This window comes from Inquilinus limosus DSM 16000, from assembly GCF_000423185.1.
GTDB classification, from domain to species: Bacteria; Pseudomonadota; Alphaproteobacteria; order DSM-16000; family Inquilinaceae; genus Inquilinus; species Inquilinus limosus.
On sequence record NZ_AUHM01000009.1, the window covers coordinates 137,800 to 161,886 of the forward strand.

At 70.5% G+C, this 24,087-nt stretch carries 24 protein-coding genes; 11 read left to right on the top strand and 13 right to left on the bottom strand.

What is annotated here, in order from left to right; all coding sequences use genetic code 11:
* Window positions 1-86: 86 nt before the first annotated feature.
* Both G537_RS0111665 and G537_RS0111670 read left to right on the top strand, forming a co-directional pair.
* Complete coding sequence (locus tag G537_RS0111665; protein WP_026870269.1) at window positions 87-659, top strand: hydrolase; 573 nt, start codon at window positions 87-89, stop codon at window positions 657-659.
* 28 nt (window positions 660-687) lie between these two features.
* The gene (locus G537_RS0111670) at window positions 688-1,767 is read left to right on the top strand and encodes an AbrB family transcriptional regulator (protein WP_026870270.1); all 1,080 of its coding nucleotides are present in this window, start codon (window positions 688-690) and stop codon (window positions 1,765-1,767) included.
* A 4-nt stretch (window positions 1,768-1,771) separates the two neighbouring features.
* Here G537_RS0111670 and G537_RS0111675 read toward each other — a convergent pair whose 3' ends face one another.
* The 6 genes from G537_RS0111675 to G537_RS37565 form a co-directional block, all read right to left on the bottom strand.
* A complete protein-coding gene (locus tag G537_RS0111675; RefSeq protein WP_026870271.1) occupies window positions 1,772-2,386 on the bottom strand; it encodes a phosphohydrolase in 615 nt (204 codons plus the stop codon).
* A 38-nt stretch (window positions 2,387-2,424) separates the two neighbouring features.
* The gene (locus G537_RS0111680) at window positions 2,425-4,167 is read right to left on the bottom strand and encodes a DUF4153 domain-containing protein (protein WP_026870272.1); all 1,743 of its coding nucleotides are present in this window, start codon (window positions 4,165-4,167) and stop codon (window positions 2,425-2,427) included.
* A 140-nt stretch (window positions 4,168-4,307) separates the two neighbouring features.
* Window positions 4,308-4,529 carry a hypothetical protein gene (locus G537_RS0111685; RefSeq protein ID WP_155888584.1) on the bottom strand — a complete coding sequence of 74 codons (222 nt, stop codon included), beginning with the start codon at window positions 4,527-4,529 and terminating at the stop codon, window positions 4,308-4,310.
* A gap of 444 nt (window positions 4,530-4,973) precedes the next feature.
* The gene (locus tag G537_RS0111690) at window positions 4,974-5,684 is read right to left on the bottom strand and encodes a pseudouridine synthase (RefSeq protein ID WP_026870274.1); all 711 of its coding nucleotides are present in this window, start codon (window positions 5,682-5,684) and stop codon (window positions 4,974-4,976) included.
* Window positions 5,681-6,718 (bottom strand): class I SAM-dependent methyltransferase, encoded by a 1,038-nt coding sequence (locus G537_RS0111695; protein ID WP_026870275.1) that lies wholly within the window; start codon window positions 6,716-6,718, stop codon window positions 5,681-5,683. Before G537_RS0111695 ends, G537_RS0111690 begins: the two co-directional genes overlap by 4 nt.
* A gap of 40 nt (window positions 6,719-6,758) precedes the next feature.
* A complete protein-coding gene (locus G537_RS37565) occupies window positions 6,759-7,589 on the bottom strand; it encodes an IclR family transcriptional regulator (protein WP_034851424.1) in 831 nt (276 codons plus the stop codon).
* Window positions 7,590-7,812: 223 nt separating this feature from the next.
* On the opposite strand from G537_RS37565, the gene G537_RS0111705 reads away from it, so the two are divergent.
* From G537_RS0111705 to G537_RS0111735, 7 genes are all read left to right on the top strand, one after another.
* Window positions 7,813-8,877, top strand: a complete 1,065-nt coding sequence (locus G537_RS0111705) for an ABC transporter ATP-binding protein (protein ID WP_026870276.1) — start codon at window positions 7,813-7,815, stop codon at window positions 8,875-8,877.
* Window positions 8,874-9,734 (top strand): ABC transporter permease, encoded by an 861-nt coding sequence (locus G537_RS0111710; protein WP_026870277.1) that lies wholly within the window; start codon window positions 8,874-8,876, stop codon window positions 9,732-9,734. The genes G537_RS0111705 and G537_RS0111710 overlap by 4 nt, the downstream gene beginning before the upstream one ends.
* Window positions 9,735-9,741: 7 nt before the next feature.
* Window positions 9,742-10,536, top strand: coding sequence for an ABC transporter permease (locus G537_RS0111715; protein WP_026870278.1), 795 nt, complete (start codon window positions 9,742-9,744; stop codon window positions 10,534-10,536).
* A 13-nt stretch (window positions 10,537-10,549) separates the two neighbouring features.
* Window positions 10,550-10,840, top strand: a complete 291-nt coding sequence (locus G537_RS0111720; protein WP_026870279.1) for a (2Fe-2S)-binding protein — start codon at window positions 10,550-10,552, stop codon at window positions 10,838-10,840.
* Window positions 10,837-12,204 (top strand): FAD/NAD(P)-dependent oxidoreductase, encoded by a 1,368-nt coding sequence (locus tag G537_RS0111725; protein ID WP_026870280.1) that lies wholly within the window; start codon window positions 10,837-10,839, stop codon window positions 12,202-12,204. The genes G537_RS0111720 and G537_RS0111725 overlap by 4 nt, the downstream gene beginning before the upstream one ends.
* Window positions 12,205-12,478: 274 nt before the next feature.
* Complete coding sequence (locus tag G537_RS0111730; protein ID WP_026870281.1) at window positions 12,479-13,612, top strand: NAD(P)/FAD-dependent oxidoreductase; 1,134 nt, start codon at window positions 12,479-12,481, stop codon at window positions 13,610-13,612.
* Window positions 13,613-13,643: 31 nt separating this feature from the next.
* Window positions 13,644-14,690, top strand: coding sequence for an ABC transporter substrate-binding protein (locus G537_RS0111735; protein ID WP_026870282.1), 1,047 nt, complete (start codon window positions 13,644-13,646; stop codon window positions 14,688-14,690).
* Window positions 14,691-14,868: 178 nt separating this feature from the next.
* Here the strand turns inward: G537_RS0111735 and G537_RS0111740 are convergent, their stop codons facing one another.
* The 6 genes from G537_RS0111740 to G537_RS0111770 all read right to left on the bottom strand — a co-directional run bounded on the left by G537_RS0111740 (window position 14,869) and on the right by G537_RS0111770 (window position 21,516).
* Window positions 14,869-15,750 (bottom strand): glycine betaine ABC transporter substrate-binding protein, encoded by an 882-nt coding sequence (locus tag G537_RS0111740; RefSeq protein ID WP_026870283.1) that lies wholly within the window; start codon window positions 15,748-15,750, stop codon window positions 14,869-14,871.
* A 49-nt stretch (window positions 15,751-15,799) separates the two neighbouring features.
* Entirely contained in the window at window positions 15,800-16,708 is a 909-nt protein-coding gene (locus G537_RS0111745; RefSeq protein ID WP_026870284.1) for an ABC transporter permease, read from the bottom strand.
* 3 nt (window positions 16,709-16,711) lie between these two features.
* Window positions 16,712-17,953, bottom strand: a complete 1,242-nt coding sequence (gene proV, locus G537_RS0111750) for a glycine betaine/L-proline ABC transporter ATP-binding protein ProV (RefSeq protein WP_051248351.1) — start codon at window positions 17,951-17,953, stop codon at window positions 16,712-16,714.
* Window positions 17,954-18,286: 333 nt separating this feature from the next.
* Complete coding sequence (locus tag G537_RS0111755; RefSeq protein ID WP_026870286.1) at window positions 18,287-18,709, bottom strand: hypothetical protein; 423 nt, start codon at window positions 18,707-18,709, stop codon at window positions 18,287-18,289.
* Between the two features lie 405 nt (window positions 18,710-19,114).
* A complete protein-coding gene (chrA, locus tag G537_RS0111765) occupies window positions 19,115-20,524 on the bottom strand; it encodes a chromate efflux transporter (RefSeq protein ID WP_245578997.1) in 1,410 nt (469 codons plus the stop codon).
* A gap of 17 nt (window positions 20,525-20,541) precedes the next feature.
* A complete protein-coding gene (locus G537_RS0111770) occupies window positions 20,542-21,516 on the bottom strand; it encodes a chromate resistance protein ChrB domain-containing protein (RefSeq protein ID WP_026870288.1) in 975 nt (324 codons plus the stop codon).
* Window positions 21,517-21,618: 102 nt separating this feature from the next.
* On the opposite strand from G537_RS0111770, the gene G537_RS0111775 reads away from it, so the two are divergent.
* Together G537_RS0111775 and G537_RS0111780 are read left to right on the top strand one after the other, a co-directional pair.
* A complete protein-coding gene (locus G537_RS0111775; RefSeq protein WP_026870289.1) occupies window positions 21,619-22,584 on the top strand; it encodes a Fe-Mn family superoxide dismutase in 966 nt (321 codons plus the stop codon).
* A gap of 2 nt (window positions 22,585-22,586) precedes the next feature.
* Complete coding sequence (locus G537_RS0111780) at window positions 22,587-23,039, top strand: chromate resistance protein ChrB domain-containing protein (RefSeq protein ID WP_026870290.1); 453 nt, start codon at window positions 22,587-22,589, stop codon at window positions 23,037-23,039.
* 8 nt (window positions 23,040-23,047) lie between these two features.
* Here G537_RS0111780 and G537_RS37570 read toward each other — a convergent pair whose 3' ends face one another.
* Window positions 23,048-23,737, bottom strand: a complete 690-nt coding sequence (locus G537_RS37570) for a TetR/AcrR family transcriptional regulator (protein ID WP_051248328.1) — start codon at window positions 23,735-23,737, stop codon at window positions 23,048-23,050.
* Window positions 23,738-24,087 lie beyond the last annotated feature (350 nt).

Sequence of the window (24,087 nt, forward strand, 5' to 3'; positions counted from 1 at the left end):
CATATTTTCACAGATGCCCGCTCCCCGTCCATCCGTCGGCTCGCGGCCGGCATCAGCGGAGCGCGCCTGCCCGAAAGGCGACAGCGATGGCAAGTCTCGACCCGCGCAGCACCGCGCTGGTGCTGATCGATCTGCAGAACGGCATCCTCGGCATGCCGCTCGCGCCCCGCAGCGGGGCGGAGGTGCTGGCGACGGCGAAAGCCCTGGCCGCGCGCTTCCGCGCCGCCGGCGCCCCAGTGGTGCCGGTCCGCGTCGGCTGGGCCGCCGATTACGCCGACGCACCGCGGCAGCCGGTCGACCGGCCGATGCCCCGCCCGCCAGGCGGCCTGCCGGCGGGCTGGAGCGACCTCGCCGAGGGCGTGGCCGAGCCGGGCGACATCCTCATCACCAAGCGGCAATGGGGCGCCTTCACCGGCACCGAGCTCGACCTGCAGCTGCGCCGGCGCAGCGTCACGACCATCGTGCTGGCCGGCATCGCCACCAATTTCGGCGTCGAATCCACCGCCCGCAATGCCTGGGAGCTGAACTACTCCGTCGTCTTCGCCGAGGATGCGATGACCAGCCTGTCGGCGGAGATGCACAGCTTCGCGGTCGAGTCTATCCTGCCCCGCATCGGAATCGTCTCCCAAGCCGCGGACATCGTGCTCGGCCGGCCCTGAGGCGGAAAGCGAGGCTGCAGTGGTTTCCATGAACGGGCCGGCGGTGCCGGTCCTGGCCAGGCTGCCGCGTGCCGGGCAATGGGCCCTGCTGCTGGCGGCCTCGATGGCTTTCGCCGCGCTGCTGGAGGCCGCCGACCTGCCCGCGGCCCTGCTGCTGGGGCCGATGATCGCCGGCATCCTGGTCGGGGTCGGCGGCGGCACCATCCGGGTGCCGCGCCGACCCTATTTCGGCGCCCAGGCGATCATCGGCTGCCTGATCGCCGCCGCGATCACGCCGACGATCCTGGTGTCCTTCCTGCAGGACTGGCCGCTGTTCCTGGGGGTCGTGCTGTCGACGCTGCTCGCCAGCAGCGTGCTGGGCTGGCTGATGAGCCGCTGGCAGGTGCTGCCCGGGACCACCGGCGTCTGGGGCTCCTCCCCCGGCGCCGCGACCGCCATGGTGCTGATGGCGGAGGCGTTCGGCGCCGATGCCCGGCTGGTCGCCTTCATGCAGTATCTGCGCGTCGTCTGCGTCGCCACCGCCGCCTCGCTGATCGCCCGCTTCTGGGTCGAGACCGGCGCCGCCGGACCGCCGGCGATCGTCTGGTTTCCGCCGCTCGACGCCGGCCCCTTCGCCGTGACGCTGGCGCTCGCCGGGCTCGGCGCCGTGGCCGGGCGGTTCCTGCGCATTCCCGCCGGCCCGATGCTGGTGCCGCTGGTGGTCGGGGCGGTGCTGCACGCGCTCGGCCTGATCGAGATCGAGCTGCCGGAATGGCTGCTCGCCATCGCCTATGCCCTGGTCGGCTGGAACATCGGCCTGGGCTTCACCCGTCCGGTCCTGCTGCATGCCGCCCGCGCGCTGCCGCAGATCCTGCTGTCGATCCTGGTGCTGATCGCCTTCTGCGGCGGCCTGGCCTGTGTGCTGGTGCGGACGCTCGGGGTCGACCCGCTGACCGCCTATCTCGCGACCAGCCCCGGCGGCATGGATTCGATCGCCATCATCGCCGCCTCCAGCGATGTCGACCTGCCCTTCGTGATGGCGCTGCAGACCGTGCGCTTCTTCCTGGTGGTGCTGCTGGGCCCATCGGTGGCGCGCTTCATCGCCCGGCGGTCCCCGCACGCCTCTTAAAGGGTCATCCGGCCGCCGCTTTCAGCCGGCCCAGCTCCTCCAGGAACCGCTCCGCCGCCAGGTCGGGGGCCCAGGGCTCCCAGGGCGTGCCGCCATAGACCGGCTGCAGCGGATCGTCCTCGATCGGGCGGAACCGGATCTTCAGCACCCGCGAGACCTCGTCGCCGGTCCAGCCGACGACATGGATCGCCTCGCTGGCCGCGGCGACGCGGTCGGCCCGCTTGTGGAAGGCCTTCTGCTCCGCCGTCCAGCGCGGCAGGCCGTAGCGCTGGAACACCACATCCTCGAGCCGCGCTGTCAGGGCACGGAACTCCTCACCCAGGAACGGCTTGATCACCGACAGCGGGTCGAAGCCGAGCAGCCCTTCATCGGCGTCGTGCAGCAGCTCGCGCAACTCGGCCAAAGGTGACAGCGGGGCCGGCGCCCAGGCGCGGCAGAGGGCCAGCACGGCGAGCGAATGCTGTGCGACCGAGAGCGGCAGCGGCCAGGCCGAATGCCCGCCCCAGCGATAGGTGCGGGCGAGACCCAGCGCCAGGTCGCGGTCGTCCCAGTCGAACGGGGTGGGGTTGAGCAGGTCCAGCCGCTTGCCCGACGGCAGCCGGACCCAGGCCCGCGCCATCGTCGTCCGTCCTTCCCAGCGCATTCAGGCCACCCGCCTCACGGTCCGTCGCACCCGGACGATGTCCCGTCTGCATCGAGCCGCAGCCGCCGGCCGGCGACGTCGAGATCCGCGAAATTCGATGGTGCCGGAGCGAAGTTGCCTTCGCGCATCGCCTCCACCAGCCCCGGGCAGTGGCCCGGTTCCAGTCGGCCAATCAGGTCCCAGCGGCCCCCCTGCTCCCGATAGGCGGTGATCATGCCGGTGGTCGCCAACAGGATCTCCGCGGTCCCGTCGCCCGTGAGGTCGCCGAAGAACGCCTCGCACGAGGCCTTCGCGGTCAGGCAGCCCGGCAGCGCCCATTCATGACTCCAGTCCTGGCGGAGAAAGTTGTCCGGCAGCGTCCGGCCGTAGGGCCACACCCTGATGTTGTCCTGGCGGATCTCGGGAGTGACCGCGACCGTTGCGCGGGCGCGACGATGGTCCCGCTGCTGCGCCTCGGCCGCCAGATCGCCGGCTGCGCCGCCCCGTGCCGCCAGCCGCTCCAGGGCCGCGACGCCGTAACGACCACCATCGAAGCGCAGGAAGTCATAGTCGAATTCGGTCGCCGGCACGGTTCCGTTCTCCAGCCGCCGCAACTGGTCGGCAACGGACAGCCGCGCGGGATCGGCCAACGGCGTCAACAGGGCCAGCACCACCACGATTGTCGCAACGCCCGCGGCGATGTTGGTCGGCTCCAGCCCCTTGAGCCAGGGTGCGGCCCGCAGTGCGGCCGCGGCATAGCCCAGCGCGTAACAGGCGCCGACCAGGACGCCGGCGACGCCGATGACACGCTCGGGCGTCAGACCATGCTGGTCGATCCTGAGCCAGATCCCGTGGGCGGCCAGCCCGATCAGGGGAACCAACAGGATGGCTGCCAGCCGGCCGCTCCAGCGCAGCGGTCCCGGCGGCCGCCGGTCCGGCTGGCCGTCCTGATAGGCGGCGTTGATCAGGACGATCAGGGTCGCGGCGGCGCCCAGCAGAGAGGCCGTAGCGCGTCCCGTGCGCCATAGCGGCTCGAGGCCTGTGAAGGGCAAGGCCAGCAGGAAGGCCGCCGCCAGGGCGGTCAGCAGGGGCAGAAGCCATGCCAACAGGGTCAGGGCGACGGTGCGGATGCCGCGGATCAGCCCCGCCCGCACGTCGGTCAGGTGGATCGCCGCAGCGGCCATCACCGTGCTCGCCGGAAAGGCGAACCACCATTCCCCGATGATGTCACGCACTTGCCCAATGCCGATTGCATCGAACAGGGCCGCGCCGAGGTGAAGCACCAGCCAGAACACACCGACGAAGGCAGCGGTCAGCGCCAGCTGGACGCCGTGCTTCCAGGCGATCTCGAAATAGCGCGGATAGGGCGCGACGACCCGACGTTCGGCGTCCCCGGCGGCGATCAGGTGGTGGGCGATGAACAGGATCGCCGCCGCGAAGACCCAGAGGCCGAAGGACGGCCACGGTCCCCCGCGGCCTTCGATCGCCCGGTCGATGTCGTGGACGCCCAACCCGGCGAGGATCAGCGCCGCGACGACCGCCCAAGCCAGCAGCGTCCAAAACCGGAAGGCCCCGAAGCCGATGATGGCGATCAGCGGCACATAGGCGACCACCAGCGCGGCCGCGGCGAAGGCGGATCGCGCCTGAGCCACCCAGACCCGGTCGTCGGCGACCTGCCATAGAAGATACAGCGCCACGCCCTGCAGCAGGCCGATGAACAACCGCGTGGCGCCGGCGACCTGCATGTCGTTCGCATCGTCCGGCCGGGAATCACTCATTCTCACCCCCGCCGCGACTGTGGCCTGCGGCTCATCCGGGGGCAAGACGCCACGTCATCGTGCCGGCAGACGAGCGAAAGCCGGCGGGCCGCATCGGCGGCCGCCGGTTCGATCGATCGAGAAACCGTGCCCGGAAAAGGCTAGAGCTTGATGCCGCCCGGCTGCGACTGACGCGGCGCCCAGTTGCGCACGACGGAGCTGGCCGGACCGTAGCGGCGGGCGAATTCAGCCTGCGACAGGCGCAGCCCGCGGCACAGCATCTCGGCCCGCAACGCCGCCTGCACGCGCGACGGGCGGGGAACGGCGGGCGTGGGGACTTCGGCCGAGCGGCCCATCTCCGCGATCTCCCTCATCGGGACCACAGCGCCGGTGTCGTTCGCGGCCTTGGGCGGAAGGGGGGCTAGCTCGTGATCATCCGCCCGAAGCGGGGCCGGACTCGTCCTGGGACGCCTGCGGTGCTGACCAGCCATGGCGGTTCCTCCAGCGGCTTTTGTCGTTGCGGCGCTTGGCAGCCCCGAAGGCCTGCCGCGTGCCGTGGTTCTCGCAGGAGAAGATCGATCACTGCATGTTCATCGGCGATGCGATGATCTGTGAAGCGCATCGGCATCGGGGACGGATGCCAAACCGACAAACACACGGGCCAGCGAGGCTATCGGCAAATCGTGCTCAACGCCCTCGCAGTCGATCTCCGACCTGCAGGGTGGGCACTCTGCGCCAGCGGTGACGCCCCGACAAGGAAAATCATCAAGGGCGACATAATATTACATTCCTATGACGCACCAAGCTCTGAACCGTCGAACATATGTTCAAGGCGCCATCGACTTGAACACCAGAGCCACTTCTGCCGGGACCAGCAGCCGCCACTTGCCTTCCGCCAGATCATCGAGGCCGAGCCCGCCGATGGCTGTCCGGTGCAGCGCCTCGACATGGTTGCCGACCGCCGCGAACATGCGCCGGACCTGATGATAACGGCCCTCGGTCACGGTCAGCCGGGCCCGGCGCGGCCCCAGCGGCTGCAGCACCGCCGGTTCCAGCGGCGTCGTCTCCGACCGCAGCATCAGCGTGCCCGAGGCGAAGGCCGCCGCTTCCTGCCCCGTCAGATCGCGCGCCAGCGTGGCCTCGTAGACCTTCGGGATCCGGCTCTTCGGCGAGATGATCCGGTGCAGCAGCGGGCCGTCGTCGGTCAGCAGCAGCAGGCCGGTGGTGTCGCGGTCCAGCCGCCCGACCGGGGCGATGATCGGATTGCGCAGGCGAAAGCGCGGCGGCAGCAGATCATAGACCACCCGCCCCGGATCGCTGGTCGAGCAGGTGTATCCGGCCGGCTTGTTCAGCATCAGCACGGCACCTGGCGGCGGGTCGAGCGGCCGGCCGTCGACCCGGACCGCCTCGTGGTCGGGCTGGGCCTCGGCGGACAGTGGCCGGCCTTCGGTGTCGGTGACGCGGCCGTCGCGCAGCATCGCTTCCACCTGCTTGCGGCTGCCATAGCCGAGATTGGCGAGGCGGCGGACCAGCTTCATCGAATGCCCTTCGCCGCCTCGATCACCTTGTAGGCGCCGTCGTCGGCGACGCGGCGGACCATCGTGAAGGCCTGCTCCAGCACCGCCTCATAGGGCAGGTGCCGGTTCGCCACCAGCCACAGCCGGCCCTTCGGCCGCATCGCCGCCGCCGCGGCGGCGATGAAGGCGCGGCCGAGATCGTGCCGGTCGGCCCGCCCGCCCTCGTGGAAGGGCGGGTTGGTGACGACGAAGTGGTAGCGCCGGTCCCGGGGCAGCCCGGCCGCGACGTCATGCCAGAGGAAGCCGAGCTCGGCCCGGCCGGAATAGGGCTCCAGGTTGCGCCGCGCCAGCTCCAGCGCCCTCGCCTCCGCCTCGTAGAGGTCAAGTGCCGTCACCTCCGGGCAGCGGTCCAGGACCTCTGCCGCAAGATAACCGAAGCCGGCGCCGAGATCGGCGCCCCGTCCTTTCAGATCCGCCGGCAGATGCGCGGCGAGGAGGGCCGAGCCGGCGTCGATGCGGTCCCAGGCGAACAGGCCCGGGCGGCTGAGGAAGCGGCCGCCGGCCACCGGCCGCGGTTCGTCAAGCGCCGCCCATTCGGCCCGCAGCGCCGGATCTCCGGCCCCGGCCCGCGCCCAGAACACGCGGCAGCGGTTCTTCGACAGGCTCTCGACCGGGCCGGCCAGCCGCGCCAGATCCTCCTCGACCGAGCGGGCTCCGTCGGTGTTGGCCAGGCTGGCCACGACCATGCCGCCCGGCCGGGCCCGGTCCAGCGCCCGGGCCAGCAGCGCCCGTGCCGACTCGCGCTGCCGCGGCGGCAGCACCAGCACCAGCGGGAACCGGCCTTCGACGCCGGCCGAGACCGCGAGCCCCGCCTGCTCCAACGCCGCAGCCTGGGGCCGAAAACTCTGTTCGCAGGTCAGGGCCGGCGAGGCGAATTCAGCCAGCGCCGCCCCGGCGCGGGCGCCGAGGAACAGTGCCCGGCCATCCTCGGGCCAGGCCAGGGCCCCGGTCCGGAACGGCAGGAACAGGGTGTCGAGGGCGGGATCGTCGGTCATGCCGGCCCTCCCTGGCATATCGACGCCGAAAACGGAAGCGTCAGCCGCCGCGCGAGGCGCTGCCCAGTAGTTGGGCGGGCCGGCGCAGCGCCGGGTCGAAGGGGTTGAGGCGCGGCCCGATCGCCGCCGCCTCACGCTTCAGGATCTCGACCACCGTCGGCAGCCGGTCCTCGCCCAGCCGCTCCGAGATCGTGCCGATGCTGAGCGCGGCCACCGCCCGGCCGTCGCGGTCGAGGATCGGCACGGCGACGCCGCCCATGCCCGGGAAGACGAAGTCGCGCCGGGCGGCGAACCCGGTGTCGCGTACCTTCGCCATCTCGGTCCGCAGATAGACCTCGTCCATCATGAAGCTCTGACCGATCAGGCGCGGGACGTTGAAGCGGATCACCTCCTCACGCTCCGCCTCCGGCAGGAAGGCCAGGATCACCAGCGCCCCCTGCCCGACGCCGAGCGGCACCCGGCCGCCGATGTCGCCGGTGAAGGAGCGGATCGGGAACGGCCCCTCGCAGCGGTCGAGGCACAGCGCGTCGAAGCCGCTGCGCACCAAGAGGAACACGGTGTCGCCGAGCATGGCGGAGAGGCGCTGCAGCACCGGCCGGCACAGGTCGCGCAGGTTGCCGGGATTTCCGGCCCGCGCCGCCAAAGCGAAGAACTCGATGCCGAGGCGGTAGAGCCGGCTGCGCCCATCCTGCTCGACCATCCCCTCCGCCTGCAGCGCCTGCAGCAGCCGGTGCACGGTCGCCTGGGTCAGGCCGGTGGCCTCGGCGACGCGGATCAGCTTCGCCCCCTCCCCGCCCGCCTCGGCCAGGGCCCTCAGAACGGCGAAGCCGCGCTGCAGGCTCTTGCCCGGGGCTTCGCTCTCCTTCGCCATTTCCGGAAACTCCAGATCGATTCCAACGCCTGCGATTCCGATATATGGAATCGATATGAGAATACTCGACATAAAACGGAATGTCTCCTTGACTCTCCGCTTTGAAAGGGTGTTCTGAAAAGATGCGCCGGCGCCTTTCGTTCCACGGAAGCCAAGACCGGCGGGGCCGATGCGCGGCAGCGCTGAACGGCCGGACATCGACAGGGATGCCAGGGAGCCGGCAGTGACCTTTCTCCGTCTCGAGCGGATCTCGAAGCTCTATGGCGACGTCGCCGCGGTCGCCGATCTCGATCTGACCGTGGAGCGCGGCGAGTTCGTGTCGCTGCTCGGCCCCTCCGGCTGCGGCAAGACCACGACGCTGCAGATGATCGCCGGCTTCGTGCCGGCCACGACCGGTCGGATCGTGCTGGACGGGCAGGACCTGACCCGGGTGAAGCCGAACCGCCGCGGCCTGGGCGTGGTGTTCCAGTCCTATGCCCTGTTCCCGCACATGACAGTGGCCGACAACGTCGCCTTCGGCCTGGAGATGCGCGGCGTCGCCCGGCCGGAGCGGGCGAAGCGGGTGGAGGAGGCGCTGGCTCTGGTCCATCTCGACCACCTCGCGGGCCGCTATCCGCGGGCCCTGTCGGGCGGACAGCGGCAGCGCGTCGCCCTGGCCCGCGCCCTGGTGATCGAGCCGCCGGTGCTGCTCCTGGACGAGCCGCTGTCCAACCTGGACGCCAAGCTGCGCGAGGCGATGCAGTTCGAGCTGCGCCAGATCCAGCGCCGCACCGGCACCACCACGATCATGGTCACCCACGACCAGGCCGAGGCGCTGTCGATCAGCGACCGGGTGGTGGTGATGGAGCGCGGCCGCATCACCCAGATCGACCAGCCCTACCGGATGTACGAGCATCCGCGCAGCCGCTTCATCTCCGACTTCGTCGGCAAGGCCAACCTGCTGGACGGGGTGGTGGCCCAGGCCGGCGCCACCGCACGGGTGACGGTCGGCGCCGCGACGCTGGAGGTGCCGGGCGACGGGCTGGCCGCCGGCGCCCGCGTGCTGCTGTGCCTGCGGCCGGAAAAGCTGGCGCTGGGCGCGCCCGGCACCGGCCGGCTGCCCGGCACGGTGTCGCGCCGCTACTTCCTGGGCAGCCAATGGCTGTACCACCTGGACAGCCCGGCCGGCGAGCTGCTGGCCGCGGCGCCCAACCTGGGCGGCGAGCCGCTGGCCGAGGGCGCCCGGGCCGGCATCGACTGGGCGCCGGGCATGGTTCGGGTGCTGCGCGACGCCGAGGCCGTCCGATGAGCGCGACGGCCGGCGGGCGGCTGGCGCCCGCGGCGATGGTGCTGCCGGCGACGATCCTGTTCGCCGGGCTGGTGCTGGCGCCGCTGGCGCTGACCCTGATCCTGTCCTTCCGCGTCTACGACCACGCCACCGGCGTGCAGGACGCGCTGACGGTCGGCCAGTACCTGACGGTGCTGACCGACCCCTACTACTACGAGATCTTCCTGCGCACCTTCCGCCTCTCGGCCCTGACCACGCTGATCTGCATCGTGGTCGGCGCGCCCGAGGCCTATGTGCTGAGCCGCATGCGCAGCCCGTGGCGGTCGATCTTCCTGCTGGTGGTGCTGGCGCCTCTCCTGGTCTCGGTGGTGGTCCGCGCCTTCGGCTGGAGCATGCTGCTGGGTCCCACGGGGCTGGTGAACGAGGCGCTGATCGCCCTCGGCATCGGCCGCGTCCGGCTGCTCTACACCGAGACCGCGGTGATGGTGGCGCTGGTCCACATCATGCTGCCCTTCATGGTCATCCCGGTCTGGACCTCGCTGCAGAAGCTGGACCCGGCGACCGAGCAGGCGGCGCTGTCCCTCGGCGCGTCGCACGCCACCGTGCTGCGCCGGGTGGTGCTGCCGCAGATCCTGCCCGGCCTCCTGTCCGGCAGCCTGATCGTGTTCGGCCTCGCCGCCAGCTCCTTCGCCATCCCCGGCCTGCTCGGCGGCCGGCGCCTGAAGATGGTCGCGACCGTGGTCTACGACGAATACCTGAGCTCGCTGAACTGGCCCTTGGGCGCCGCCATCGCGGTGATCCTGCTGGTCGCCAACCTGGCCATCATGCTCGGCTGCAACCGGATCGTCGAAGGACGGTACCGGCAGACCCTCGGGTGAGGCCCAGATGTCCCGCAACGGCCCCCTCGCCCTCGTCTTCCACGCTCTGGTCGTGATCTTCATGCTGGCGCCGCTGGCGATCGTCTGCCTGGTCGCCTTCACGCCGGAGAGCACGCTGAGCCTGCCGACCGCCGGCGCCTCGCTGCGCTGGTTCGAGGCGGTGTTCGACCATCCGGACTTCCTGCAGTCCTTCTGGAACAGCCTGTGGCTGGCGACCCTGTCGGCGACGCTGTCGACCGCGATCGCCGTGCCGGCCGGCATCGCCACCACCCGCTACGCCTTCCGCGGCCGCGACGCGCTGAACGCGCTGTTCCTGTCGCCGCTGCTGATCCCGCATCTGGTGCTGGGCGTGGCGCTGCTGCAGCTGTTCTCGCAGATGGGCGCCGCCGGCAGCTTCTTCTGGCTGGTGCTGGCGCACAGCGTGGTGATCACGCCCTATGCGCTGCGGCTGGTGATCGCCGCCCTGGTCGGCTTCGACCGGTCGACCGAGCAGGCGGCGGCGTCGCTGGGCGCAAGCGCCTTCACCGTCTTCCGCCGCATCACCCTGCCGATGATCCTGCCCGGCGTCGCCGGCGGCTGGCTGCTGGCCTTCATCAACAGCTTCGACGAGCTGACGATGTCGATCTTCGTCACCTCACCCGCCACCGTCACCCTGCCGGTGCGGATGTACATGTACGCGACGGAATCGATCGACCCGATGATGGCCGCGGTGTCGGCCCTGATGGTCGCCGTCACCGCCGTCGCCATGGTCGTGCTCGACCGCATCTACGGCCTCGACCGCATCCTGGTCGGCCGCCAGTGACCGGATCCTCCCGATGCCCATCCTGACCCGCCTGGCCGAGACCGGCCGGCCCGAGATCCGCTTCCGCCTGGACGGGCGCCCGGCCACGGCCCTGGCCGGCGACACGGTGCTGACCGCCATCCTGACCGCGGCCGACCGACTGCGGCGATCGGAGTTCGGCGGCCGCCCCCGTGCCGGCTTCTGTCTGATGGGCGCCTGCCAGGATTGCTGGGTGGCGACCGAGGACGGGCAGCGCTTCCGCGCCTGCTCCACCTTCATCGCCGAAGGCATGCGGCTGGTCACCGGCCCGGGAGAGGCGGCATGAGCGGCGGGCCCGTCATCGTCGGCGCCGGCCCGGCCGGCATCCGCGCCGCCCAGGCCCTCGCGGCCGCCGGGCTGCGGCCGGCGCTGGTGGATGAGGCGACGAAGGGTGGCGGCCAGATCTACCGCCGTCAGCCGGACGGCTTCACCCGCGACGCCAGGACCCTCTACGGCACCGAGGCGGCCAAGGCCGAGGCGCTGCACCGGACCATCGACGGATTGGCCATCGACCACCGGCCGAACACCCTGGTCTGGAACATCGAGGCCGGGGCGCTGGACCTGCTGCGCGACGGGCGCACCGAGCGTCTGCCCTACAGCCACCTGATCCTGGCCACCGGCGCGACCGACCGGATCCTGCCGATCCCCGGCTGGACCCTGCCCGGCGCCTACAGCCTGGGCGCGGCGCAGGTGGCGCTGAAGTATCAGGGCTGCGGCATCGGCCGGCGCGTCGCCTTCATCGGCACCGGCCCGCTGCTGCCGCTGGTCGCCTCGCAGTACCTGAAGGCCGGTGCGGAGGTCGTCGCGGTGCTCGACACCGCCCGGACGGCCGACAAGCTGGCCGCCCTGCCCGGCCTGCTGCGCGGCCCGGCCGTCCTGGCCAAGGGCCTGCGCCTGGTGGCGGCGCTGAAGGCCGGCGGCGTGCCGATGCGCTACGGCGCCCGGCCGCTGCGCATCCTGGGGACCGACCGGGTCGAGGGCCTAGTCTGGCACGACGGCGAGCGCGAGCGGCGGATCGACTGCGACGCCGTCGCCTTCGGCACTGGCCTGCGGTCTGAGACCCAGCTGGCCGACCTGGCCGGCTGCCGCTTCCGCTTCGACCCGTTGAACCGCGCCTGGCTGCCGGAGCGCGACGCCGCCGGCCGCAGCAGCGTGCCCGGCGTCTATCTGGCCGGCGACGGCGCCGGCATCGCCGGAGCGGATGCGGCCGAGCTGGCCGGCGAGCGCGCGGCCCTGGCCCTGCTGGAGGATCTGGGCCGGCCGGTCGACCGCACCCGCGCGGCGCGGCTGGAGGCGAAGCTGGCCGCGATCGGCCGGTTCCGCCGGGGGCTGGAACGCGCCTTCCCCTTCCCCGCCGGCTGGGCCTCCCGGGCGCCGGACGATCTCGTGGTCTGCCGCTGCGAGGAGGTGTCGGCCGGCACGCTGCGCGCCACCGCCACCCGCTGGAACACGCCGGAGCTGAACCGGCTGAAGGCGCTGTGCCGGGTCGGCATGGGCCGCTGCCAGGGCCGGATGTGCGGCGCCGCCGCGGCGGAGATCCTGGCCGCCTATCGCGGCGTGCCGGTCGAGGCGGTGGGGCGGCTGCGCGGCCAGGCCCCGGTCAAGCCGATCCCGGTCGCGATCGGGGACGCGCCGGAGGAAGCGGCGTGATGAGAGCTGTTACTCGTTGCGCATCCTCCGTTGCCTCTCCCGCTTGCGGGAGAGGTCGGGCTCGCGCAGCGAGACCGGGTGAGGGCGGCTCGGCCGCGACGCCAGGGCCAGCGTTTCAAGACCTGGCGGATCATGTGCTCGCTCGCGCCACAGCCGGGCTTTCGGCCAGGCCGCGATCCCCTCACCCGGACATCCTTCGGATGTCCGACCTCTCCCGCAAGCGGGAGAGGCAATCCGTTCGTATGCCCACCTGCGGCATCGCCGGAGCCGCCGCATGACCGTCACCGAGCGCATCGACACCGATGTCGCCATCATCGGCGGCGGCATCGTCGGCGCCGCCGCGGCCCTGGCGCTGCAGCGCATGGGCATGAAGGTGCTGCTGCTGGAGCGCGGCTTCTGCGGCGCCCAGGCCAGCGGCGTGAACTATGGCGGTGTGCGGCGCCAGGGCCGGCCGCCGGAGCAGATCCCGCTGGCGCAGCGGGCGCATGCGATCTGGCAGCGCCTGCCGGAAGTGATCGGCATCGACGGCGAATACATCCGCTCCGGCCACCTCAAGCTGGCGCGCAGCGAGGCCGACCTGGCGTCGCTGGAGGCTTATCAGGACCGGGTGCGCGACCTCGGCCTCGGGCTCGAGATCGTCGCCGGCAACGCCTTCCGTACCCGCTGGCCCTGGCTGGGCGACCGCGCCATCGCCGGGTCCTGGTGCCCGGGTGACGGGCATGCCAATCCGCGACTGGTGTCACCCGGCTTCGCCCGCGCCGCGCGCAAGGCCGGCGTCGACATCCGCGAGCAGGCCGTGGTGCAGGAGGCGGTGCGCGACGGCGACGGCTTCCGCCTGCTGGCCGGCGACGGGCTGGAGGTGCGGTCGCGCATCCTGCTGAACTGCGCCGGCGCCTGGTCCGGCCGCTTCGCCGCCGCCTTCGGCGAGCCGGTGCCGCTGGTCTCGGCCCATCCGAACATGGCGGTAACCGAGCCGCTGCCGCGCTTCATGGACGTCAATGTCGGGGTCGAGGGCGGCGGCATCTATGCCCGCCAGGTCGAGCGCGGCAACTGCGTGATGGGCGGCGGCCGCGGCGTCGCGCTGGACGCCGACCGCACCCGGCCCGGCCGCAGCGCCATCGGATCGCTGCTGCGCCAGGCGGCGGAGCTGTTCCCGGCCCTGCGCGGCGCCCAGGTGATCCGGTTCTGGAGCGGGGTCGAGGGCGACACGCCCGACCGCAACCCGGTGCTGGGGCCGAGCCGCACCACCCCCGGGCTGATCCACGGCTTCGGCTTCTCCGGCGCCGGCTTCCAGATCGGCCCGGCGGTCGGCGAGGTGCTGGCCGAGCTGGCGCGCGACGGCCGCAGCACTACGCCGATCGAGGCCTTCGACATTGGCCGCTTCGCCGGAACGGCGGCGGCCGCCTGAGCATCAACAACCGAAAACAGGAGAGAGCGACATGAACGGACGGACCACGACGGCGCTGCTGGCCACCACCGCGCTGCTGGCCTCGGGCGCGGCGATGGCGGAGACCAAGACCCTCTATGTCGGCATGAACGGCGGCGACATGGAGAAGGCCTACACCCAGCACGTCTTCCCCGAATTCGAGAAGGCGAACGACGTCAAGGTCGTGGTCGTCCCCGGCACCTCCTCCGAGGTGCTGGCCAAGCTGCAGGCGGCCAAGGACAATCCGCAGATGCACCTGGCTTTCCTGGACGACGGCGTCATGGTCCGCGCCATCGGCATGGGGCTGTGCCAGAAGACCGAGACCGCGCCGGTGATGGCCGACCTGTACCCCGCCGCGCGGATCAAGGACGACATGGCGCTGGGCGTGACCCTGACCGTCACCGGCCTCGCCTACAACACCAGGCTGTTCGAGCAGGAGGGCTGGGCCGCCCCGACCTCGTGGATGGACCTGGCCGACCCGAAATTCGAGGGCAAGGTCGTGTTCCAGTCGCTGTCCAGCAGCACCTACGGGCTGCACGGCTTCCTGATGTTCAACCGCATCCAGGGCGGCAGCGAGGAGAATGTCGATCCGGGCTTCGCGAAATGGGGCGAGACCGTCGGCCCGAACGTGCTGGAATACATCCCCAGCTCGGCCAAGCTGTCGGAGATGGTGCAGACCGACGAGGCGGCGGTCTTCCCGCTGACGCCGACCGCCGTCGCCAGCTTCAAGGACAAGGGCATCCCGGTCGCCTATGCCCAGCCGAAGGAAGGCGCGGTGGTGCTGATGGTCGCCGAATGCGTCGTCGCCGGGAATTCCGAGCCGGCGCTGGCGCAGAAGCTGGCGCAGTACCTGCTGACGCCGGAGGCGCAGGCCAAGGCGCTGCAATACGGCAACCAGATCCCGTCCAACGCCAAGGTCGACGGCCCGACGCCGGAGTCGGCGGCGATGGTGAAGGAGATGCGCGGCTATCTGGAGCACGCGGTCACGGTCGACTGGGACGAGATCAACGCCCACCGGCCGGAGTGGAACGACCGCTGGAACCGGACGGTGGAGCGGTAGGAGACCGTCGGACGCTTCACACCCTCCCATCCCGGGAGTGATGCCGGAAGCAATCCGTGGGGCGGGAGCTGCCCGGCGTCAGCGCGGCCCCGGTCCCTCACGACACCTGGTTCGGCGCACCCGAACGAACAGCCCCGGGGAGGCCCCCGGGGCGCGTCGCATCTGGATCGGGGAGCCCTCAGGCGCCGCCGATCTCGCCGGTCAGCCAGTACTTCACCCGCGCCGGATGGTCGGCGATGTACTTCTCGACCGCCTGCTCGTAGGAGGTGTCCTGGGCGTCGGCCATCGCCGCCTCGAGCTCCTTCAGCGGCAGGTGCATGCGCATCAGGAACTCCGCGACCTGGGGATGGTCGGCCTGGAAGCCCTTGCGCGAGAGGACGTAGATCCGCTCGACCCCGCCCATCGCGCCTTCCGGATCGTTCAGGTAGCGCAGATCGTACTTGCCGAACATCCAGTGCGGGCTCCAGCCGGTCACGACGATCCACTCCTTCCGGCGGATCGCACGGTCGAGCGCCGCGACCATCGCCGCATCGCTGGCCGAGACCAGCTCGTAATCATCGAGATCGTAGGTGTCGATCGCCTCCTCCGACAGCCGCATGAGCCCGGCCCCGGGGTCGATGCCCTGGATCTTGCCGCCCAGCTTCTCGCGGACGTCGTCCTTGGCGAGATCGGCGATCGAGGCGACCTGGTCCTCGGGCACATAGGACGGCACCACCCAGCCGAGCTTGGCGTCGGTGTAGAGGACGCCGAGCGTGACCACGTCCTCGCCCACGCGCTTGAAGTAGTCGGCATGGGTCTGCGGCAGCCACGCCATCATCATGACGTCGATGTCGCCCTTGGCCACGCCCTGGTATTGCGGCGCGATGTCGGTCTGCACCAGCTCCACCGGTGTCTTGTATTTGTCGGTGATCAGCTTCTGGGCCAGTTTGGTGACGAACTCCGCATCGGACCAGGCCGTCCAGCCGATCTTGATCGGAGTCTGGTCCTGGGCGTTCGCCGGGAGGCCGATGCCGGCGGTCAACGCCGCCGCCAGGGCCAGTCTCGCGAATGCCTTCAGCATGACATCTCCTTGTTCTCTGGGGTGGTTCGGTCCCGGGACAGCCGGGCCGTCAGCGGCCCGCGGGCGCCGCGGTGGCGCCGCCTTCGGCCGGCGCCCGGCGGCTGCGGCTGAAGAGTGCCCGCAGGCCGCTGGAGGCCTTCGGACCGCCGACGCTCTGGGTGATGCGGTCCAGGATGACGGCCAGGGCGACGACGGCGATGCCGCCCTCGAAGCCCAGCCCGACATCGAGCCGCTGGATGCCGGTCAGGACGGTGTTGCCCAGCCCGCCGGCGCCGATCATCGAGGCGATCACCACCATGGACAGCGCCAGCATCACGGTCTGGTTGACGCCGGCCATGATCGACGGCAGGGCGTTCGGGATCTGCACCTTGAACAGCAGCTGCCGGTCCGTGCAGCCGAAGGCCAGGCCTGCCTCGATGAACTCCTGGTTCACCTGCCGGATGCCGAGATCGGTCAGCCGCACCACCGGCGGCATCGAGAAGATCACGGTGGCGATCGTGCCCGGCACGGCACCCAGGCCGAAGAACATGGCGGCCGGGATCAGATAGACGAAGGCCGGCATGGTCTGCATCAGGTCGAGCACCGGCCGCGCCACCGCCCGGACGAGGTTGCTGCGCGCCATGGCGATGCCGAGCGGGATGCCGACCGTCACGGCGAAAGCCGTCGCCGCGAGCACCAGCGCCAGAGTCTCCATCGTCGACTTCCACAGCCCCATGCCCATGATCACGGCCAGCGCCGCCGCGGCGAACACGGCGAAGCGCCAGCCGACGCGCCAGAGGGCCAGCAGCACGATGACCAGAGCCGCTATCTCGGGGGGCAGGACCAGCAGCGCCGCCTTGATGCTGTCCGCGACGAAGCCGATGGCGGCGGAGATGACGTCCAGCGCCGGCGCGAAATGGTCCAGCACGTAGTCGACGGCGGTGTTGGCGACGTCGTCGATTCCCAGATCGAATTCCATGGTTCAACTCGTCCGGTCCAGGGCCATCAGCAGGGTGGCCTTCGTGATTGCGCCGTGATAGCGCCCGCCCTCCCCGACGACGGGCACCGGCCACCGGCTCTCCGCGACGCGGCCCAGCACCTGGGTCAGCGGCACATCCGGCGCGATCGGGGCGACATTCGGGAGGAAGGCGCCGTGATAGGGGTCCCGGGCATCGCGGCGCAGGGCCGCGGTCAGCGATTCGACGCTCACCATCCCCTGGTAGCGCTTGGTGCGGTCGGTCACGACGGCGATCTCCCGATCGTGCCGCCGCAGCCGCTCCAGCGCCGCGTTCACGTTCACTCCCGGCCGCTCGATCAGGGTGATCTGGGTCTGCCGTGCGATATCACCCGCGGTGAAGACCTGGGTCACGTCGACGCCGCGGAAGAACGACCGCACATAGTCGTTGGCGGGCTTCATGACGATCTCTTCCGGCGTGCCGACCTGCACCACCACGCCGTCCTGCATGATCGCGATCCGGTCGCCGATCCGCATCGCCTCGTCCAGGTCGTGGCTGACGAAGACGATCGTCCGGGAATGCTCGGCCTGCAGGCGCAGCAGTTCGTCCTGCATCTCGGCCCGGATCAGCGGGTCGAGGGCGGAGAAGGCCTCGTCCATGAGCAGGATGGTGGGTTCGGAGGCCAGCGCCCGGGCCAGCCCGACGCGCTGCTTCATCCCGCCCGACAGCTCGGATGGCAGGCTGTCGGCATAGCGGTCCAGCCCGACCGCTGCCAGCGCTTCCCGCGCCTTTCGATGCCGCTCCGCCTCGCCGACGCCGGCCACTTCGAGGCCGAAGGCGGTGTTGTCCAGCACGGTGCGCTTGGGCAGCAGGGCGAAGGTCTGGAACACCATGCTCATGTCGCGACGCCGCAGCGCGATGAGGTCGCGCTTCGACATCTGCGTCACATCCTGACCGTCGATCACGATGCAGCCGATCGTCGGCTCGATCAGGCGGTTGATCAGGCGCAGCAGGGTCGACTTGCCGGATCCGGACAGACCCATGACGACGAAGATCTCGCCTTCGCGGATCTCGAAGCGGGCGTCGTTCACCCCGACGGTGCAGCCGGTTCGGCCGCGGATCTCGCTCTTGTCCCGACCCGCCTCGACCAGGGGGATCGCCTCGGCGACGCGCGCCCCGAAGATCTTGTAGACGCCCTCGAGCGTGATCTTCGGCACAGCACCAGGCATGGCGCCGCCCTCGGCGACGGCGGCGCCCGACTCAGTCATTTCATCGATCATGCCGAGGTTCGTAAAGCATCATCCCGAAGAACGCAACCCATCCATCAGAATTCTTTTGATCGTGTTAATATTTATTTAAGCACTTTGAATTCCATCGAGATCCACTTGAAATCGAATACTCATTATTTTCGCGTCTTGCTGAGGGAAATTGCTGCATAAAGTTAAAGATTTTCAATTTTCAGCATCTGGTATCCCGCAAATACGGCGCAGACGGATTTGACCAATTGGAGCGGAGGCGAGCGCGCGCATCAGCTGCGCGAGGTGCTGGTGCGCAGACCCGGCGCCCAGCGCGGAGGTCAGGGCGCCGGGCGGAACGCCGGGCTACCCGATCCTGGAGGCGGCCAGAACGCCGCTCACCAAGCCGGAAGCCGTCCCCTGCTGGGCATCGCGGCTGCCGGCCTTCGTGACATCGATGATCTGTTCGCCGAGCGTCTTGCCGGGCTGGACGGAGTCCGGAACCTTTTTTTGCAGTGCGGCAAGTCCTTGGACGGATAGCCTTACGTCGAGTGCCTCTGTGATCTCTTTCGGGCGGTCGTTGTAGTAATTCGTGACAGTCAGCAAGCCGCTCTGCTCAAGCCAGCAAATTGTGTTGTATGCCAACTCCGTTCTCGGCGACTCTTCGCCGTCAAGCAGCCCGATATCATCAAAATCAATGTCGACTGGATTGGGGAAGGCCCCATACAGCAATGCGAAGATCTTTAGCGCAATAGTGTTGAAGTGGTCGATGTGCAGATCAGCCGTCACTGTCCCGTTCTCTCCATCTGTAGCAAGGCGACACCCGCGATGAGACGACCTTCATCGCCCCCCTCACGTGCGACACGGGGAAGGGTATGAAGCGCCTCAGCGACATGCGGGACATTTGCGAGAACAATGCCGACTACGCCGCGCGCCGCCTGGACGAGTGCATCTTCGCGATACCGCCAGTCTAGTTCATCGAGGAGGCGAAGGAAATCTGCTCGGACACCTGCGCGAAGGCAGCGGCGTGCCTGGCCACGCGAATCGCCGACGGCTTGCAGGCTTTCGCGGCGATCGGCGCAAGGCGCAGATCGCGCGGAAGCCACCTTCGGCGGTCTCGCCATCGTCTCCCGTTCCCGGATGGAGGATGGGTCCGCGCGGACCGGCCTTCTCCGAGATTCGGCCCTCGGCCGGTCAGGCGACACCCGCGGCGTAGTGGAGCGCGATGCTCGCGGCCGAGCAGACCGCCAGCGTCCACATCACGCCGAGCCTGAAGCGGAACAGGCAGAGGCCGGCGACCGCCGCCAGCGCCAAGGCCCAGAGATCGAGGCTGTCCGGCACCGGTGCGGCGAAGGACATCCCCAGTCCCTGGATCGGGACGGTCTGGCGGAACAGGGCGTGCAGCGCGAACCAGACCGCCAGGTTGGCCACCACGCCGACGATGGCCGCCGTGACGGCGGAGAGGGCGCCGGACAGCTTGCGGTTCTCCTGCAGCCGCTCGATGAGCGGCGCGCCGAGGAAGACGAACATGAAGCACGGCAGGAAGGTGACCCAGACGGTCAGCACCGATGCGATCACGCCGCCGGGGACGCCCGAGAGGCTGCCCGGCGCGCGATAGCCGGCGAGGAAGCCGACGAACTGCAGCACCAGGATCAGCGGCCCGGGCGTCGTCTCGGCGAGGCCGAGGCCGGTCAGCATCTCGGATGCATTGAGCCAGTGATAGCCCTGGACCGCCTCCTGCGCGACATAGGCCAGCACCGCGTAGGCGCCGCCGAAGGTCACGACCGCCATCTTCGAGAAGAACCACGCGACATCGGCGTAGGCCCCGCCGACCGGCAGCAGGGCCGCCACCGGCAGCAGCCAGAGCGCGGCGGAGACGAGGCCCGCGATGCGCGCGCTGCGGGCGAAGCGCCCGGCCCGCCCCGGATCGGCGGCGAGCACGGCATCGAGCAGCGCTGGCGGCCCGTCCGTGGCCCTGCCATGCACCCCGCCGACGAAGTGGCCGGGCGCCGCGGCCCCGATCAGGCCGGCCACGAGCACGACGACCGGAAACGGGACGTCGAACAGGAACAGCGCGGCGAAGGAGGCGCCGGCCAGCGCCCAGGCCACGCCGCCCTTCAAGGCCCGGCGCCCGATCCGCAGCACGGCCTCGATCACGAGCAGCAGGACGGCGCTCTTCAGCCCGTAAAGCAGCGCGGCGATCACCGGGACCGTGCCGAGCGTGGCGTAGACCGCCGACAGCGCCAGCATGACGACGGCGCCGGGAACGACGAACAGCATGCCGGCGATGACGCCGCCGACCGGCCCGTGCATCAGCCAGCCGAGATAGACGGCGAGCTGCTGCGCCTCGGGCCCGGGCAGCAGGTTGCAGAAGTTCAGGGCGTGCAGGAAGCGCCGGTCGCTCACCCAGTTGCGGTCGTCGACGACCTCGCGATGCAGCAGCGCGATCTGGCCGGCGGGGCCGCCGAAGGACAGGCAGCCGATCCTGAGCCAGACGCGGGTGGCCTCGCCGAGCGACGGCAGCGGCGGGACCGCGGCCGGGGCGCCGATGGCCTCCTCCGCGCTCGCGGCGTCGTGGTCCGGCGTCGGCATCCTCTCGACCATCGGCGGCTCCCCGCGGATCACCCGCGCTTTGTCCGGAAGTACTGGTAGAGGTTGTCGAAGATCGGCGCGCCCTGGGCGATCCGCTGCTCGTCGCCCTGGTTCGCCATGGCGACGCCGGCGATCAGATGGGCGATGCCGGTCGCCTCCTCGCGCCCGAACTTGCCGTCCTTCAGGTCGATGTCGTGGACGATCTCGGCGATCGCCTGCAGCGCCGGATCGGTCAGGCCGGCTCGGCCCAGCAGCACCTCGAAGCTGCAGCGGTCGCCCTCATGGGTGATCTCGCCCTCGAACATGTCGAAGCGCAGCTCGCCCGGATTTGGAACGTAGCCTTTGCCCGGCACGAAGCGGATCACCGCGTCGGGGTCGATGAAGCGGCGGATCAGCCAGGCGCAGGCGATGCGGTCGACATGCACGCCCTGGCGCGTCACCCAGACCCGCCCGACGAGGCCCGTCGCGGCTTGCGGCTGTTCCTCGGTCATCCCGTTGTCCTCCCTGATCCGGGCTTCGAGTGCCGCGACCAGGCTCTCGGCGGAGAGGCGGCCGGTGGCTCCGAAGAAGTCGATCGTCGCGATCTCCGTGAGCCGCTTGCGCAGGCGCCTGACCTGCGCAGGCAGCTCGGCGACCTCATCCTGGGTGGCGGCCCTGTCCAGCTTGGCCGAAAGGTCACGCGCCTCCTTGGTCAGCGCCTCGTAGTCCTCGTCCCGTGCGGCGTCGAACAGCGCCCGCACCTGGCCGTCGGTGAGGCCGTCGACCAGCCGCGCCTCGCACACCATGGCCTCGCCGCCGCCCTCGACGATTTCCTTCAGGAGCCACTCGAAGTCCTCCTGCGTCTCGGCGTTCGCCGGCAGGGCGTAGACGGTGTTCTTCACGGCGACGGCGCCGATGCCCTGCAGCCGACGCCAGATCTTCACCCGGAAATAGGCCGGCTTGGTCGGCAGCTGATGGATCAGCAGCAGCCACCGCTGCTCGGCCGCATGCGCGTCATCGGTCATATGCGTACCGTATCATCGATCCATATAAATGCAACACTTGTATCATTTTCGAATCGGGCGTAGCGTTCCGGCCCTGATCGATGTGCCGCAGTGGAGGACGCCATGCCGCACCGGATCGTGCCCCTGCCGTTCAAGCCGCCCCGCCTCGACGGCCTTTCCGAACGGCTGCTGGCCAGCCATTACGAGAACAACTACGGCGGCGCGGTCCGCCGCCTGAACGCGATCGAGACCCGACTCCGGGGCCTCGACTGGGCCACGGCGCCGGTGTTCGAGATCAACGGGCTGAAGCGGGAGGAACTGGTCGCCGCCAATTCCATGATCCTGCACGAGGTCTATTTCGACGGGCTCGGCGGATCCGGCGATGCCGAGGGCGAGCTCGCCGCGACGCTGGAGCGTGACTTCGGCAGCGTCGCCGCCTGGCGCGCGGCCTTCGCGGCCTGCGCCAAGGCCCAGGCGGGTGGTTCCGGCTGGGCCCTGCTGAGCTGGTCGGATCGGCACGGCCGGCTGGTGATCCAGTGGGCGGCCGACCACACGCATTGCCTGGCCGGCGGTGTGCCGATCCTGGCTCTCGACATGTACGAACACGCCTATCACCTCGACTTCGGCGCCAAGGCCGGCGCCTATGTCGACGCCTTCATGCGGAACATCCACTGGCAGCGGGTCGCCGCGCGCTTCGGCCGCGCGACCAGGCGGCAGCCCGAGGCGCCCGCCGGCCCGGGCGACGGCGGCGAGCTGTCGATCGCGCCCGAGGATCTGCGGACGCGGCTGGAGCGGGGCGAGGACCTCGTCCTGCTCGACGTCTGCCTGGCCGAGGACCTGGCGAAGCGCGGCGACATGCTGCCGGGCGCCCGGATCCGCGCGCCGGAGCGGATCGCCGAATGGGCGGGCGAGCTGCCGCGGGACAGGCCGGTGATCGCCTATTGCGTCTACGGCTTCCAGGTCAGCGGCGATGCCGTCGCGGAGCTGCGCCGGCGCGGCTTCGACGCCCGCAACCTCGCCGGCGGCATCGCCGCCTGGCATGCGATCGGCGGGCCGACGGTCCCGCTGGCCGCGAGCGAAGGGAGATGACGATGAAATGGGTCACGCGCGAACACCCGAAGATCGACCGGATCGCCTGCCCCTGGCTGGTCGCCCGGTTCATCGACAAGGAGCCGGAGTTCCTCTACGTGCCGCCCGACAAGGTGCTGGACACGGCCCGGGAGACCGGCGCCATTCCCTATGACGTGCCCGATGTCGAGCTCAGCCATGTCGGCGAGAAGTGCAGCTTCGACGCCTTCCTGGAGAAGTACCGGCTCGACGACCCGGCGCTGCGGCAGCTCGCCGTGATCGTCCGCGGCGCCGACACCTCGCGGCACGACCTGACGCCGCAATCGGCCGGGCTGTTCGCCATCTCGCTCGGCCTGTCCGCCAACTTCCCCGACGACCACGAGATGCTGCGTCACGGGCTGGTCGTCTACGACGCGCTGTACAGGTGGTGCCGGGACCTCCAGGCCGAGACGCACAACTGGAAGCCGAAGGCCTGAGGCCAGGATCAGGCCGAGGGGCGCTTCGCGATGACGGCCCGGGAGGCTTCCTCCGGACTCAGCCCCAGCGCCCGGAGGAAGAACGCCTGCAGCTCGGCCACCAGCCCGGCCACATCGGCGGTGCGGCCCTCGGCGATGGCGTGGTCGACGCCGCCGTGGAAGGCGTAGAACAGCAGCACCGCCGTCATCTCCGCATCGGCCACCGCCCAGGCGCCGGCCGCGGCGCCGTCGCGCAGCAGCTCGACCAGGCCGCGGACCGGTTCCATATGGCCGTCGACGCGGCGCTGGCGCGGCAGGAAGTCGGGCGTGTGGAACAGCACGTCGTGCAGTTCCACCTGGTCGAGATAGCCGCGCACGCCGCCCTCCAGCCAGGCGGCGAGCCGGCCGGACCAGTCGGCGGGGTCGAGCTTCGCCTGGGCCGAGGCGATGCGGGCGCTGAACCGTTCGGAGAAGCGCTCGCGCAGCGCCTCGACCAGCGCCTCCTTGCTGGTGAAGTAGAGATAGAAGGTGCCCTTGGCCACGTCGGCCGCGGCGACGATGTCGTCGATGCTGGTGCCGGCGATGCCCTTCCTCAGCACCAGCGCCTCTCCGGCGTCCAGCAGCTCGCGCCGGCGCACCTCGGACGGCTTGGTCCGCGGCCGGGCCGCCTTTGCCTCGGCCGCGGCCGGCCGGCGTCTGCGCGTCTGCGTTTCGATCATCGCCGCACTCTGCGTCGATCGGGCGGCGGGATGCAACCGTGAGAGGGCCGGCGCCCTCCTCCGCAGCCTCGCCCTTGCGCGCCGATAGCGGTCCATGTTACCGGTCACATCAATAAGAAGGACAAATCGACCACTGGCCGCAGGGAGGGCCGACATCATGCTTGCCATCGATCGCATCCGCCCGACCGTTCCGCGCATCCGGCCCTGCCGATGACGTGGTCCGTGGCCTGCCGCGCCACCGCGCGGCCCTGCCCCGCCGCCCGTTCCGCCGCGGCCCGGACGCGCCCGGGGGTGCGGCGCCGCCGGCGGACCGCCCCGCGCGAGGCGGCCGCGCGGCCGATCGAGAGCCA